Here is a 15,060-nt window from a genome sequence, read left to right as displayed (position 1 = left end):
TTATCTGTCTCCTTGGTTCAGGGTGAAGTCCAGCTGAACTGTCATACCGGGTTGCTTCATCGGCTTACCGTCAACAATCTTCGGCTTGTACTTCCACTTCTTCAGTGCACGAACCGCTTCACGATCAAAGATCCTTCTCGGTTCAGCCTGGATAACTTCAACATCATCAACACCACCGAGTTCGTTGATGGTAAAGCGCAGTTGTACCCAACCTTCTTTACCGTCACGCGCCGCAGCAATGGGATACTGAGGTTCAATCCGCACGATAGGTGTTGCATCACCATCGCGGGTCATCATGTTGCCCAGCTTAAAGCCTGTGCTTGGACCGCCTGCTTCTACTCCACCCATATTGAATGCCATATTGGTATCAATATCAGAAGAGCTATCCGGTGGCGTTTCCGCTGGCTTCGGTGGCTGCTCTGGTGGTGGGGGTGGCTTAGGTGTCACCCTTGGTTTCTTCTGTGCCTTCGAATCCTGCTTGTCCATTGTGATCTCGATAACTGGCGTTTCGGTTGAGGTGTCGCCACGTTGAGCGCCACCTCCGACCAGGAATGCCATAAACCAGAACAGACCAAAAGTCACAGCAGCACCAATAATGATAGATACTAGTGCTCTTAACATATCAGTCGTTCCCCGCAGATACCGAGACCTTATCAATACCAGCAGCCTTCACCTGATCCAGTACTTTAACAACCAAGCCGTGTTGGGCTTCTTTGTCTGCCTGGATCAGAACGGCGGCTTCTGGTGCCTCTGCCAACATACGTTCTACGTTAGCTGTTACTCGTTCAATATCAACCTGACGGTTTTCCATCATAATTACGCCTGTTTTACTGACGCCGATAAAGATGTTCGCCGAAGGTTTTGAAGTCGCTGTGGACGCCTTGGGTTTGTTGTAGTCCAAACCGGATGGCTTCACAAACGAGGTGGTCACAATGAAGAAGATCAGCATGATGAACACGATGTCGAGCATCGGGGTCATATCGATCTGTGCTTCCTCTTCTACACTGGAATGCTTCTTACGTGCCATGTTCAATCTCTCTCTAGTGGTGTGGCAGGCTGTCTTTCAGCTTTTCCAAGCTGATTTTCATCTTGGCGTCCAAACGAGTGCTGAAGAACACCCCGGACAATGCCGCGACCATACCAGCCATAGTAGGCATAGTGGCCATAGAAATACCAGCTGCCATCAGACGAGCATTACTCGTCCCCTGAACTGCCATAACATCGAACACTGAAATCATACCTGTCACAGTACCCAGCAGACCTATCATAGGACAGATGGCTACCAATGTTTTGATGATCAGCATACGTGCATTCATATCTTGCTTCGCTTGGGATACCCAAGCTTCACGGATACGGTGTGCATACCAGGAGGTGGTTTCCTCCCTGGCATTCCATGCAGTAATGATCTCTTTATGATTCTTAGGTGATACCCAGTTCAGATACCAGAATCTTTCAAGCATCAATACCCACATGAGAAACAGCACCGCCGCTACAAGCCAGAGGACATCGCCTCCGGAGGCCATGAAGCCCCTGACGGAATCCCAAATGTCCATCAGGTATAGCATCATTAGTCAGCCCTCTTCTCTGCGTGTTCAGCAATAATACCGGCACTTTGCTCTTCAAGGATTTGAACAATAGACTTACTGCGAGCCACAACAATAGCATGACACAGCATCAGTGGCAGAGCCGCAATCAGACCCTGTACTGTCGTTACCAGTGCCATAGAGATACCACCGGCCATCAGTTTTGGATCACCCGTACCGAACAACTGGATGCTCTGGAAGGTTGCAATCATACCGGTTACGGTACCCAGCAGACCCATCATAGGAGCGATAGCCGCCAATACTTTGATGATGGAGATACGCGTTTCCAGCGCTGGTGTTTCTTTCAGGATGGCTTCATCCAGTTTCAACTCCAGAGTCTCAACGTCAACATCTTTGTTCTCTTGGTACACTTTCAGTACACGGCCCAGAGCGTTGTTACCTGGGTTGGCAACATTCTTGGCCTGAGACTTAACACGGGCACCGATAACAGTCAGAGTCACCAGACGCTCCAGCGAGATCAGCAGACCCAGAGCCAGCAAGGCGATGATGATGTAACCAATGGTACCACCGGCCTCAATACGGTCTTGGAAGCTGGCCTTCTGAGTGAAGATGTTCAGCAGAGTACCGCGGGCAGGGTCAACATACAGCTTGGCTGTACCTGAAGTGGCTTTTTCGAAGTCAGCGATAGGCTTAACCTGATAACCTTCCGGCTGCTGAGACAGCTCCTGGATCAGACCCAGCTCGTGGTTCAGAACCACATACTTGTTATCAGCCAACAGGTTAAAAGCACCGACACGATAGATGGTGGTGTTGTTCACGTTACCATCAATGTCAGTTACAGAACCTTCAAACTTAACGACTTTGCCGGATTCGGCCATTTCGAAAAGTTGCTCTTCCCAGAAGCGTTCCAGCTCTTCAATCTTAGGTAGTTGCTTACGGGCACCCAGGTCCTGAACGAACTTGTCACGTCCTGGATACTGGGCACTGACGTTGGAGTTGATCAGCTTACCGGCGAAATCGCCAGCTTCGCCTTTAACTACACCGAACATTTCACCCAAGTCGCCCTGAGCGGTTTTCAGGTCTTCTTCAAGTTGAGCAATTTTACGCTCGTTATCGAGGAAGGCCTGGTTCAGGTCTTTACCACGTTGAGTTTCAGCAGCCAGCGCATCTTTTTCACGCTTCAGCAGGGCGGCCTTGTCGCCACGCTCAGCTTGGAACTCTTGTTCACGCTTAGCATTGATTTTGCCTTGAGCGGCACGTTCAACTTTAACTTGCTGCAGCAGTTGATCAATCGTCTTAGGCGCCTCTGCGGCACTGGCCATACCGGCAGACAGTGAGAAACTGGCAGCAACGACGGCGGTAGTGATTAGCTTTTTCATTATTGTGCAGCCTCCGCAGCTGGAATTGGTAGTGCGAACAGATCCAGAGCCCCTTGTTTACGGGCGATACGAATACCCTTAGTGATGTCACGCAGATAGCTGTCATCCAGCTTATCCCAACCCTTGGTTTCAGAGTTGTACATCCAGGCAGTCTTCTGGTCCAGGCTCTGAGCATACAGAGCTACGCGGCCCAAGCGGAAGAAATCAACCAGCACTTCTTTACCATCAAGGTTCAGCTTACCGGTTTCAACGTCAACAAAGCTGCCGTACTCACGCTCGATGCTGTAAGCATCCAGGATCAAACGGAACTTTTCAGCCAGAGTCACTTCGGCAGTGTTAAGCAGGTCTTTGAGGTTTTTAACGCGCTGTGCACGGTCTTCAGATTTGAATGGCAGATCCAGAGCCACGAACTGCTCCAGGGCATCAACCATTTTAAACATCAAAGGAACAACACCTTGACGCAGTTTGTCTACGCCATTGATATCGTCCTGAATGGATTTCATTGTGGCTTCCTGGTCAGCGACCAGACCAGCCAGATAATCATTGTAGGCTTTGAGAGATTCACGCTCGTCAGCAACGGCGGAATATTCGAAAAGCATATCTTGAGCCTGGTCAAAATACTTATCGATCTTCTTCTGTGACGCAACGGCGTCTGACTGCAGACGACCCGCGGCTTTTTGCGCGTCGGTAAGAGGATCTGCAACGACTAAGTTGCTGCTGGCGAGTGCCAGCGCGCCAACAAGCGCAGAAGCGATTTTTGTTCTATTGCTTACCTTGGACATAGTTCCCAACCAATTTGAAGTGATTAAAAAGGTTTAACTTTTCAGCAACAGCGCCCCGAATATCCCTATTTCAACGGCAGATGATGCTATCAAGTATGTCTTTCTCTTGTGATTGTTAGTTTTTTATCTTCCCTTTCCTATGCCCCTGAAGGCATAGACCCGCTGGCATCATTTCACAAAATGTTGACCTGTGTCAACATTTGAAATGAGACGAAAACGCTGGAAACTAAGGCTAACTGTGTGATTAATCATCAATGGCTTTTTTTTACATTTAGTGATCAAATATGTGTCGCCTTCCTGAGCCAAGAATAACCGCAAAAACAGCACAAGCTAATATTTAACCTTATGATTTATTTATAATTAAAAAGCATAAGGCGGTGCGTTATATTTTATAAATCTTTGAAGGAATCAATTCTGCAGACCGATGGCAATCCACTTTTTCCACACGATTACTATCCAGGGGAAGCCAGTTTCGTTAAAAACTCATTCGCCCTATTCACTGGTCAAAGAATCAATTGGCAACCGGGGCTTATTCCAGTTGTTACGTAATAGTGTTTTGTGAGTTTGGATGGATCCGCTACCTATATGTAGTATGAAAAACAAAAACCCCGGGTATCATCCCGGGGTTTCATTCTTTAAAGCTAACTTAATTCATCCAAAGATGAAGTGTGTCATTAGAACTTCATGCTGGCACGAACGAAGAAGTAGCGGCCCAACATATCATAGGTATAAGGGTCGGTATTCGAGTCGTTGTTACCAGTGTAGTACGGAGGCTCTTTGTCAAACAGGTTGTTAACACCGCCGGATACACGGATGCGGTCGGTGATATCGTAAGAACCTGACAGGTCATGGTAAACCACGCTGTCTACTGAAGGCGCGTAGCAGCTGCCATCATTTTTCTTACAAGCAAACGAGTCCATACCGTCGATGTAGCGAGCTTCATAAGTGACAGTCCAATCATCACCGGCAGCGGTAATGTTCAGGTTGCTCTTGAACTTGGCATAAGCACCCACGCCACCTGTGATATAGCCACGATAGTCAACTGCATTACCATCCGGGTCAAACTCTTCATACTCACTCAGGATAGAGCTGTCCCAGCCGGCCTTCCAGTCCAGACCGAAGGCATCGAATACGTAGGCAACGTTGATGTCGTAACCTGAGGTATTGGTAGCACCTATGTTCTGCAAACCGTTGTCGAACTTAATACGACCGCTATTGTCGAGTTCAATGTTGGAAGACTGACACAGCGCAGTGCCTGTGTTGATCTTGTTACCACCGGCATCCAGACACTGGTTGGCAATATAGTTGTTGTCAACTGAAGTAATAGTGTTGGAGATCTCGATGTCATAGTAATCGACGGTCAGAGACAGACCTTCTACAAAGCTTGGTGAATACACCAGACCCAGAGTAGTGATATCAGCTTCTTCAGGGGTCAGCATTTCGTTACCACCAACAGTCACTTCAGCCTGATCCTGATCGGTAGCAGGGTGAACAATCTGCTCGAATGATGGTGACTTACCACCATACAGTTCATATACAGTTGGGGCACGGAAGGCAGTGGACATACCACCGCGGATCATCAGGTCATCATAAACACGCCAGGTCAGACCCAGTTTCCAGGTAGTATCATCACCGAAAGTGCTGTAATCGAAGTAACGCATAGCGGCGCTCAGATCCACTTGCTGCGCCAAAGGCAATTCGCTAAGCAGTGGGATTGCCAATTCTGCGTAAAATTCATTAACACTGAAGTCACCGGAGGTTGGCTCTACGCGAGGATCGTTTGCCAAGCCCTGGGAAGTCAGGGAATCCGGAGTATAATGCGCAGCCTCTTTACGATGCTCGTAACCCGCTGCAAAGCCCATTATACCGGCAGGCAGTTCAAACAAATCTCCGGACAGAGTCGCTGCAATAATATCCAACTCGCTGCCACCGCTGTTCACTTCGGTATATATGTATGGCTTGATGCTCTCACCTTCCCATGATGATTGCAGGAAAGGATCAAAAGTGCCCTCAAGAACCGCAGCGTTGATGGAGCCCAAGTTGTGCAGGTTAGCCAGAGTATCGGTTGAGTCGTTCTTACCTTTGTTGTAAGAAGCATCCCAGGTCCAGCCGTTTTCAAACTCACCTTCCAAGCCAACAACGATACGAATAGTGTCTACTACTTGGTCAAAGTCACGGGTACCGGACTCAACCATACGACGGCCATAAGCCAGTGCTTCACCGGGTTGAACCCAAGGCAGCAGTTCATCGGTCATCCAGCCACCGGCTGACTTAGGATTGTAAACCCAAGCAGAGTTGTTCCAGATTGGCTGAGGCGCCATCTGCTGATTGGACCAACGCTTGGAGTACATGGCTTCAGTGAAGAAACGAATCGATTCGGTCAGTTCATAAGTACCCGCCATGGACAGGTTCAAACGCTCCATTGGCGTCGACAGGTAACTGTCCTTGGCGTAGTTGTATCTGTCGGCATCGCTGAACTCATGATAAGTTCCACCCAAGCCGCTCAGATCCGCCTCAGACATGCCATCAAAGTATTGGAACTTAGGCTTGCCCTCACCGTTATCAACATATTCACCATAGTAGCCCTTGTCACCTATGGCATAAGCGCCTTCTGGTCCTGTGCCCACGATACCAAAGTTGTTGTCACCCCAGATGTGACCGCCTTGAGAATAGCTACTACCGCCGCAGTACAGGCTACGCTCACCCTTTGGACCTGTCTCCGCAATGGGGCACTTTGAGAAATCACGGTCAGCCTGGCTGGCATCACCACGCTTGGTGTATTGAGCATTAACAACGACATTACCTTTCTCAAAGGTGTTACCCAGTGTCATGTCGATGCTGGACTCGTCAGCGTCACCTTCACCGGAAAGGCCTGTTTGAACGTTGATTTCAAAGCCGTCGAAATCTCTTTTCAGAATGATGTTAACCACACCGGCAATCGCATCGGTACCATAAATGGCAGAAGCGCCATCTTTCAGTACTTCGACACGCTGGATCATAGATACCGGAATGGTGTTAAGGTCAACAGAAGATGCCGCACCGGTACCGGATGCAATCATACGGCGACCATTCACCAGAACCAGAGTGCGGTTATCACCCAAACCACGCAAGTTAATGCGCGAGTTACCGCCTGAGCCATTGTTGATACCGGCGTTGGTCATGGCACCACCGGCTGAGGTCATTTTTTGCAGAACGTCGTCAATATTCACTGCGCCTGACGCTATGATAGATGAAGCATCGATCACACTGACAGGGCTTGCGGTTTCCATATCGGTGCGCTTGATACGAGAGCCTGTAACCTGAATACGCTCTACATTGTCAGCACCTTCTTCGGCCGCCAAAACGGTTGGAGCGCTTAAAGCAGTCGCTGCAACACCACCAACCAATGCCAGACGCACTGCGTTGGTTAACGAATTATTCTTATACATACTTATCTCCCTTTCGACATCTTGTGTCTTGGTAACGGATCCAAATGCTTTGTCCGGATCCTTTAGTTGTTTGCAGGTATACACGAGTGACCAGCAACAATTTCACGCAAATAAAATCACATAACAAACATTTTATCAACATTTGAAACATTAATATTGCACATAAAACCAACAACAAAAGAGAGATAAGATTATTTCATTGAGTATGAATATAGTGTCTCTTACAGCAGTAACAGCTTATCTTAACCAGAATATCGTTATGTAAGACCTTGAAGTAAATGGAGTTTATCAAAACCCGCCCCCACTCACCCAAACGTAACAAACCCGTTACACATCTCTTTCTGGTAAGCTGTGCCAACACTTTTTTTTCCAATAAAAAAGCGCCTTTCGGCGCTTTTTTAAACAGTTCTATTAACAATCAAAGGGTGTAACGAATACCAATAGCGATGCCATCATCCTCTGATAATGACATTCTGGCTTCTTGCGCTTTGTCGGCACTGGTAAAGTCGCTGTAATCTTTACGTGCTTCAACATAGAGAACCGTATTCAGATCCCAAACAAAGTGTAAACCTACAACCACAAACTGACGCTTGAACACATCGTTAGGATCGGCATTAAAGTTTGGTTGAATAACGTAGTCTTTCCCTGCATCCAGAATGTTATAAGACACAAAAGAACGTAGACCATTATCAAACTTGTAAGAAACTAAAGTTTCAACACCATAGGCATCTTTAATCAAGCGGCCGATGTTATCAGTATCATGGTTTTCTTCTTTGTGAACGTTTGCGGCAACATATAAGCCATTCTGGTCAAAATCACCCCAAGTCGCGCCCACACCATAGATTAAATCAACAGCTGTTTTTTGCTCACCTGTACCATAGACCACATCAAACTCACCACGGTTAACACCCGCCATTAAGCTGAATTTATCAGTAGCCTTGTAGGTCAAAGATGCACCATAGGTGTAATCGTAAGTAACTTGTTGCGCTTCTTTCTTACCTGCATTCCATTCTGCTTCACAGGCACTCTCAGTGATGTTTTCGATGTCGCAGGTATAGAAACTGCTATTTTTTAATTGTGCCTGGACCGCAAAGCTCACATCTCCGATGCTGTTACGGTATTGAACGACTTTATCACCACGACCAACACCGTTTACCGCGCCATCGTCTTTGTTGAAAGTGTATACACCAGCAGCATTACCATCCCATACAAAACCGTAGTTAGTGTTGTATACCACGTCATACCAAGCACCCCATTGTTTACCAATAGTAATAGTGCCATATTTATCATGGCTAATGCCTGCATAGCCCAGACGGTTGTAGAAGAACTCATCCTGCACCGATTCGAAACGGTTGTTATAAACAATGTCGCTGCTGCCAACAGGGTTCACGCCCCATTCCAATTTGGCAAATGTGTTCCAACCGTGGGTTAACTCACGGCTAAAACCAAAATTAATCCTGGAAGCACCATTGACAACTTCCGTTTCACCCTGAGTATTGATTACTCGGACATCAACGAAACCGCCGATTGAGACTGCATTTTTCTGATCTTTGTAGATTTCAATAGCTTGAACCGATGGAACGGCCAAGAGTCCTGCCAGGACGGATGCGATGAGAGTCTTGTTCATTTGTTGTAACCTTAAGTGTTTTCAGTCTGCCTACCCCATTCCGTTGTTTTATTTCCTTCCAAGGGGAGCGAAGATTAGCAAAAGCTCAGTAAAGCGGCAAAGACAAAAATCACATTTTTTATTACTTTTGCCTTAAAAAAAACCATAAAGGCCGTAAAAATCCAGAAATAAAACCAACCATTAACCTTGTTAACTTTTTGAAACAATTTTGGTATTAGATTAAACTCAACTGTCCAGTGCTGATAGAGGTAAAACTTTCTTTCATTATAGAAAGTATTGGATCGGCTATCGGCTTGATTTGTCTTTCAATATAGTAGTTATAATCAATGGCTGAACGTCTGAGGGAAACAGCTTCGGGGCCATTGATTGTGATCAGGTAGTCTATCCGGGTGCCCAAACGACCATAACGCGGATCACAGGTCTGCTCCAACAATTGTCTGGCCGCCTTGACATGGGGTGACGCCTTGGCCTGATAAGCATCCAATTTACGCCTTAGTCGCTTGGAGAAAATAAGCTCGTTATCATAATCGCCGCGTTTAAGCGCTTCTATTTCCGTAGCCAGAAAGCCCACCACATCCAAGCCATTGAACATACGCCGGTACAGCTCGTATTGAATCCGTCTGGCCAGAGGACTCCAATCACTGCGAACCTGCTCCATGCCTTTGAAAATAATATCCAATTGACCTTGACTATTGCGACTGGCACCGACATAGCGCTTTTTGGAGCCTTCTTCTGAATCCCTGAGAGTGGGCATCAGAAACTGTTCATAATGACGCTCAAACTCGAGTTCCAAATGACTTTGCAACTGAAAATGCTCCGCCAAATGCTGTTGCCACTTGGCGGTTATCCTAGCGGCCAACTCTCTGCCGAAGGCTTGCGGCTCTGTGATGTCATGCTGTTGTCCCAGCCAAACAAATGTGGAATCTGTGTCGCCATAGATGACACTCATGCCTTCGTCCTCAATCCAACGTTTGGTCTGCTGCATTATCTCATGACCGCGCATAGTAATTGAGCTTGCCAACCGGGCATCGTGAAACACACAGCCCCGAGACCCCAGCACCCCATAAAGCGAATTCATGATGATCTTGATTGCCTGAGACAAAGGCGCATTGGCTTGGGCCTTGGCACTTTCCCGCTCTTGTGCCAACTTGGCGATAAGCGTTGGCAAGATAGCTTGTTTGCGGCTGAATCTGGCACCGAGAAAGCCGGGTACTGTCTCGGCTTCGGGCTCACCCATACCCTGTACCAACCCCATGGGATCGATCAAAAAAGTGCGAATAATAGAAGGGTATAGACTCTTGAAGTCCAGTACCAGAATGTCCCGGTAAAGGCCCGGAATGGAGTCCATCACATAGCCGCCGGGGCTTTCCAGGCCATCACTGGCCGGTGCTGCCGGCGCCACAAATCCACCGCGGTGCAAGTGTGGCAGGTAGAGATGATTGAACGCCGCCACCGAAGCCCCTACCCGGCCAAACTCCAACCCGGTCAGCTGCGCCCGGGCGAGGGCAAAATTCAATAGATCGGTTTTATCGAAAATATCCAGCACCAGACGGCAATCGGTCAGATTGTAGTGGGCCAAGGCCAATTTATCCTCTTGAAAGAGCTGGCTTATCTCTTGGCCGCGATCTTCAACTTGATCTATCGCCTTACCCTCACTCAAGAGTGCGCGGGAGACAAACTCGAGCGAATAGCGCTCAAACTGATAGAAGGCGGCCTTGAGCCAGTCTATACCGTCCAATACCACTCTCCCGGGCAAAGAGAGGGTTTCCGGCCGATACTTGCCTTCCACCAACCAGGACATGGGCACGCCTCCGCGCCCAAGCCGTGCTTCAATACCATGATGGGCGTAGCGTCGGCTCAGCAGTGCCAGGTCAAAATTGACAACCGACCAACCTATGATAATGTCCGGGTCCCAGAGACAAAACCAGTCAATCAAAGCCTGCAACAAGGCTGCTTCATCCCTGACCCAGTGGATATAGTCTGGCCCGTCCTGGGCTTGACCTATCATGTACACGCGCTGAAACAGTGCTCCATTGCGGTCACGACCGTAGAGTCCGACGGAATAGAGCTCGCCCTGCATGCTGCATTCAAGATCGAGGGAAATAACAGCCAAACCTACATTGTTCAGCGAGGCTTTCCTGGCGCGGCTGGCAACAAACCGTGTCAGTGCGCCGCTTTCCTCGCTGAAATAACCGTAAAACTCGGCATCGAGCGCAATAAAGCGCTCAATCAAGAAACGCTGCTGGGGTTTAAGATCGGCTTCATACAAGGGCATTCCCTGATCCTGGGCCTGCTTTTGCAGTAACCGCATCTGTTGCCGACTGCGACTGTAAAGCGCCGCAACCTTCTCTTTAGCGAAGTTTCTCAGCGCCAGCGGCTGGGTCCGTACCTGGCTTAAACTTTGACATAAAGCCGCCGCATCCTTCTCTTTGGCAAAGCAAATCTGCTCCTGTCCCGGCACCTCAACCAACACAGGCCCCTGCTCGGTGGCCAGATAGTATTGCAGGCATAACCCCTCGTCTCTCTGAACCAGATGACGGGTAAGAATACGGCCTTTCAGGGTTTGCGGCGTGTTTTGGGGCATGAGTCGGGACAATCGTGTTTTAGAGGTTTATTAGCATAAGAAATTACTGGTATTATATACAGGATAATTTTCCAGAACCGAGTCTCATGCTAGCAGCCCATGTAAAGACCCAGATCCGCGAGATCTACAAGGACATTGCCTCCGCACTGCCCAACTTCCGTTCCCGCCGGGAGCAGAATTATATGGTGGCGGAGATCTCCAAGACACTTGCCGGTGAATACGACAAGCAGCGGCGCATCATGGTGATTGAAGCGGGCACAGGTATAGGTAAATCCCTGGCCTATATTCTGGGAACCATACCTCTGGCGCTGGCCAGCAAGAAAAAAGTCTGTATCGCCACCGCCACTGTGGCGCTGCAGGAGCAGTTGCTGCATAAAGATCTGCCGTTTTTTCTGCAACACTCCAAACTCAACTTCCGTTACGGTCTGGTCAAAGGGCGCCAGCGTTACGTGTGCCTGGCCAAGCTTGAGATGTTGGTAGGTGACGGCAACGGCAGCCAGATGGCCATGTGGCAAACCAAGCCGGATACCTCACAGGTTGAGCAGTTGCAGGCTTTGCTCAAAGACTATCAGGATGGCCGCTGGAATGGTGAACTTGATACCCTCAAAACGCCGCTGCCGGACCACCTGTGGCAACAGATAGCCTGTGACAAACACAGCTGTCATCGCCAACTGGCCAGTCACAGCCACTGCCCCTTCCACAAGGCCCGCGAAGATATTGATACCTGGGATGTGCTTATTGCCAACCATAGTTTGTTACTGGCCGACCTTGAACTGGGTGGCGGTGTGATTCTGCCGGATCCGGAAGAAGTCTATTACGTTATCGACGAAGCCCATCACCTGCCGAATGTAGCCAGGGACTTCTCCAGCGCCCAGGCTACGCTCAGAGGGGCCTGTGATTGGCTGGAGAAAGTCAGCAAGACCACGGCCAAACTGCAAAACCAAATAAAGAGCAACAATATTATTGCCCCGGCGCAGGCGATGCTGGATCGCATCGAAGAATTAACCGGCCTGCTGAATCAGGTTGCCCACTACTGTGATACCCAGCCCAAACTCTTTGCCAACCCGGAAAACCGCCTGCGGTTCGAACATGGCAAGCTGCCGGACGCCCTGTTGATTCAGGCAGAAAACCTGGCCACGGCTTCCAACGATGCCCTCAAGCAATTCAATAAGATGCAGGCTATTCTCAGCGAAAGCGTCAAGGATGGTGAATTACCAAGGCATCAGGCCGAAGCCCTATTGAGTGAAACCGGCTTTATGATGCAGCGCCTGGAAAACCTGCAAAAGCTCTGGAAAATGATGGCCAAGGAGGATAGCCCCAAAGGTGCCCCCACCGCCCGCTGGATTGAAGCCCTCAGCGGCAAGCAGCAGGACTACCTTTTCAGTGCATCGCCAATCGAAGTCGGCTATATGCTGGAACATATGTTGTGGGAAAAAGCCGCCGGTGTCGTGCTATGTAGCGCCACCCTCAGAGCGCTGAACCGCTTTGAGCATTTTGCCTATCAGGTTGGCCTGTCACTCAATGATGGCAGTCGCTACCTGGCGCTGCAGTCGCCTTTCGATTTTGAGAACAACGCCACTCTCTACCTGCCGAAAATGCGCACCGAGCCAACCGAAGACGCCTACACAGAAGAACTCGCCAGCCAGATAAAGCAGTTGGTAGAGGGTGAAATGGCCACTCTGGTGCTGTTTGCCTCCTACTGGCAGATGGAAAAGGTAGCCGATTTACTGCGCAACAAATTGGTATCCGAACCGCTGATCCAGGGCAGTGCCCCACGCCAGCACTTGCTCGAGCAACATAAGCAGAAATGTGACAAAGGTGAGCCCAGCATTATCTTTGGTACCGGCAGTTTTTCCGAGGGTCTCGACCTTCCCGGCGACTACCTGACTAACCTGATAGTAACCAAGCTGCCGTTTGCCGTGCCAACCTCGCCGGTAGAGCAGGCCCATGCAGAATATGTCAAAATGAAAGGCGGTAACCCGTTTTTACAATTGACTATTCCGGATGCGTCACGGAAACTCATCCAGAGTTGCGGCCGCCTGTTGCGAAAAGAGCAGGACTATGGCCGAATAACCATATTAGACAGGCGTTTGGTAACCAAAAGATACGGGTCGTCGCTGCTTGATGCCCTGCCGCCTTACCGTCGCGTTATCGAATGATGCGCTCAATCAGGATGTAAAGTGGATATTCTGCTCGAACCCAGCAGCTGGGCCATATTGGCCGCAGTCGGCCTGCTGGCCGGATTTATTGATGCCGTAGTCGGTGGTGGCGGTCTACTGTCCATTCCCGCCTTGCTGACAGTGGGCATGCCACCTCATCTGGCGCTGGGGACCAATAAACTGGCTGCCTGCTTCGGCTCCTCCATGGCGGCATTTACCTATTACCGCAAGCAGTTGCTGACCCCCAAGTTCTGGCTGTTCGCCTTTATTGCTACTGCCATAGGCGCCGTTATCGGCAGTATTGCCGTTTATCTCATCGACACCCGTTGGCTGGAAAAAATTCTGCCACTGCTTATTATCGCCATCGCGTTCTATTCGCTGTTTTCACCCGGAGCCATGGGCTGCAGCCAATGTAAACCCGTCACCGAAACGCCGGCCAAGCATAAACAGATACTTCAAGGGCTGGGGCTTGGCGCCTACGACGGCTTTGCCGGCCCGGGCATTGGCGCCTTTTGGGCCGTCAGCTCGACCGCGCTGTACCGCCTGCCCTTCCTGCACAGCAGTGCCTTGGCAAGGGCAATGACTTTTGTCAGCAATATCACGGCATTGATGATTTTCTTGCTGCTAGGTAAAGTGCACCTTTTGGTAGGCGTGGTGATGGGCTTGTGTATGATGCTGGGTTCTTATATCGGCGCCCACTCGGCTATCCGCTTCGGAATGCCGTTTATCAGGCCACTCTTTATTGCTATTGTGGTACTTATCGCCGCTAATCTAGCCTGGAGTGCCTGGTTTTGAACACCAATCAACTGGTACAACGTCTGCGGGAACAGCTCAGGCAGTTGGAGCAAGAAGTGCTGCAACATGATGCCTCTTTGCCAGCGGCACAGCGCAAACTACTGCAGGATACTGAACGCTTCAACAGCGAGTTGTTTATTCAGCATGGTGCCCAACTCTATCCCTGTGTGGAACAGCTGCACAAGAGCATAGATCAGTTGGAAAAACAGTTACGCCATCAGTTGGCCCAACACACTATCGCCTTAAGCTGCGAACGCATTCAGGACAGGTTTGTCGCCCTGAAACGGGCCTTGGGAACCACAGGTCTCAACGCCAGGATCCAAAAGCTGCAGCAGACCAGTAAGCGGCAAAGCTACCAACAACGTCAGGGCCGCCGACACCAGGAAAGTGGTTTTGGCTGGATAGCCGCGGGTGTTATGCAAAACAGCCATCAATTGTACGAAGAGCTGAACAAACATCTGAACTGGGCCAAAAAAATAGAACAAAAGATTGAACAATTGCAATCAAAGCTTGAAAACTGTCATAGTACTGACAAAATCCCCGTCCAGAATGACATCCTTTTGATGCATCGCCGCCTCGGTAAGTGCAGGCAGGCGATCAGCTATATTGAAGATCGCATTCAGGCATTCGAACGTCCGCATCAGAGTTACAATCGTTAAGGAGCAACAATGAAACTACGCTTGACCGCCTCGGCCATACTGGCCCTGCTCAGCACTTCCTCGGTATTTGCGGCCAATCTGACCATCCCTATGTCTTTTGAAT

General features: G+C 49.4%; 11 protein-coding genes. 3 read left to right on the top strand and 8 right to left on the bottom strand.

From position 1 onward, the window contains the following. The 8 genes from RC73_RS16040 to RC73_RS16005 all read right to left on the bottom strand — a co-directional run bounded on the left by RC73_RS16040 (nt 1) and on the right by RC73_RS16005 (nt 11,344). On the bottom strand, nt 1-621 hold the full coding sequence (locus RC73_RS16040; protein ID WP_039035600.1) for an energy transducer TonB: 621 nt from the start codon (nt 619-621) through the stop codon (nt 1-3). A gap of 1 nt (nt 622) precedes the next feature. Further along, nucleotides 623-1,027, bottom strand: coding sequence for an ExbD/TolR family protein (locus RC73_RS16035; RefSeq protein ID WP_025011238.1), 405 nt, complete (start codon nt 1,025-1,027; stop codon nt 623-625). Between the two features lie 13 nt (nt 1,028-1,040). Next, the gene (locus RC73_RS16030) at nt 1,041-1,568 is read right to left on the bottom strand and encodes a MotA/TolQ/ExbB proton channel family protein (protein ID WP_082014355.1); all 528 of its coding nucleotides are present in this window, start codon (nt 1,566-1,568) and stop codon (nt 1,041-1,043) included. Beyond that, a complete protein-coding gene (locus tag RC73_RS16025) occupies nt 1,568-2,923 on the bottom strand; it encodes a MotA/TolQ/ExbB proton channel family protein (RefSeq protein ID WP_039035599.1) in 1,356 nt (451 codons plus the stop codon). Before RC73_RS16025 ends, RC73_RS16030 begins: the two co-directional genes overlap by 1 nt. Further along, nucleotides 2,923-3,705, bottom strand: coding sequence for a DUF3450 domain-containing protein (locus RC73_RS16020; RefSeq protein WP_039035598.1), 783 nt, complete (start codon nt 3,703-3,705; stop codon nt 2,923-2,925). The genes RC73_RS16025 and RC73_RS16020 overlap by 1 nt, the downstream gene beginning before the upstream one ends. A 674-nt stretch (nt 3,706-4,379) precedes the next feature. Further along, entirely contained in the window at nt 4,380-7,133 is a 2,754-nt protein-coding gene (locus tag RC73_RS16015) for a TonB-dependent receptor (RefSeq protein WP_071476158.1), read from the bottom strand. Nucleotides 7,134-7,551: 418 nt separating this feature from the next. Continuing rightward, nucleotides 7,552-8,760 carry a porin gene (locus RC73_RS16010; protein WP_039035597.1) on the bottom strand — a complete coding sequence of 403 codons (1,209 nt, stop codon included), beginning with the start codon at nt 8,758-8,760 and terminating at the stop codon, nt 7,552-7,554. Nucleotides 8,761-8,974: 214 nt separating this feature from the next. Then, nucleotides 8,975-11,344 (bottom strand): DNA polymerase II, encoded by a 2,370-nt coding sequence (locus tag RC73_RS16005; protein WP_039035596.1) that lies wholly within the window; start codon nt 11,342-11,344, stop codon nt 8,975-8,977. Between the two features lie 86 nt (nt 11,345-11,430). Here RC73_RS16005 and dinG point away from each other — a divergent pair, with 86 nt between their 5' ends. The 3 genes from dinG to RC73_RS15990 are packed head-to-tail and all read left to right on the top strand — an operon-like array spanning nt 11,431 to nt 14,957. Then, entirely contained in the window at nt 11,431-13,503 is a 2,073-nt protein-coding gene (gene dinG, locus RC73_RS16000) for an ATP-dependent DNA helicase DinG (protein WP_039035595.1), read from the top strand. Between the two features lie 21 nt (nt 13,504-13,524). Further along, entirely contained in the window at nt 13,525-14,298 is a 774-nt protein-coding gene (locus RC73_RS15995) for a TSUP family transporter (RefSeq protein WP_039035594.1), read from the top strand. Further along, on the top strand, nt 14,295-14,957 hold the full coding sequence (locus RC73_RS15990) for a primosomal replication protein (protein ID WP_039035593.1): 663 nt from the start codon (nt 14,295-14,297) through the stop codon (nt 14,955-14,957). Before RC73_RS15995 ends, RC73_RS15990 begins: the two co-directional genes overlap by 4 nt. Nucleotides 14,958-15,060 lie beyond the last annotated feature (103 nt).

The sequence above is a fragment of the Shewanella sp. ECSMB14102 genome, assembly GCF_000813075.1.
GTDB lineage: Bacteria > Pseudomonadota > Gammaproteobacteria > Enterobacterales > Shewanellaceae > Shewanella > Shewanella indica.
The sequence above is the reverse complement of the archived record's forward strand: the minus strand, read 5'-3'. Positions and strand labels throughout refer to the sequence as shown.

Bases quoted from the DNA above. Each gene is read 5' to 3' on its own strand.
- RC73_RS16040 (WP_039035600.1), bottom strand. From the start codon at position 621: ATGTTAAGAGCACTAGTATCTATCATTATTGGTGCTGCTGTGACTTTT.
- RC73_RS16035 (WP_025011238.1), bottom strand. From the start codon at position 1,027: ATGGCACGTAAGAAGCATTCCAGTGTAGAAGAGGAAGCACAGATCGAT.
- RC73_RS16030 (WP_082014355.1), bottom strand. From the start codon at position 1,568: ATGATGCTATACCTGATGGACATTTGGGATTCCGTCAGGGGCTTCATG.
- RC73_RS16025 (WP_039035599.1), bottom strand. From the start codon at position 2,923: ATGAAAAAGCTAATCACTACCGCCGTCGTTGCTGCCAGTTTCTCACTG.
- RC73_RS16020 (WP_039035598.1), bottom strand. From the start codon at position 3,705: ATGTCCAAGGTAAGCAATAGAACAAAAATCGCTTCTGCGCTTGTTGGC.
- RC73_RS16015 (WP_071476158.1), bottom strand. From the start codon at position 7,133: ATGTATAAGAATAATTCGTTAACCAACGCAGTGCGTCTGGCATTGGTT.
- RC73_RS16010 (WP_039035597.1), bottom strand. From the start codon at position 8,760: ATGAACAAGACTCTCATCGCATCCGTCCTGGCAGGACTCTTGGCCGTT.
- RC73_RS16005 (WP_039035596.1), bottom strand. From the start codon at position 11,344: ATGCCCCAAAACACGCCGCAAACCCTGAAAGGCCGTATTCTTACCCGT.
- dinG (WP_039035595.1), top strand. From the start codon at position 11,431: ATGCTAGCAGCCCATGTAAAGACCCAGATCCGCGAGATCTACAAGGAC.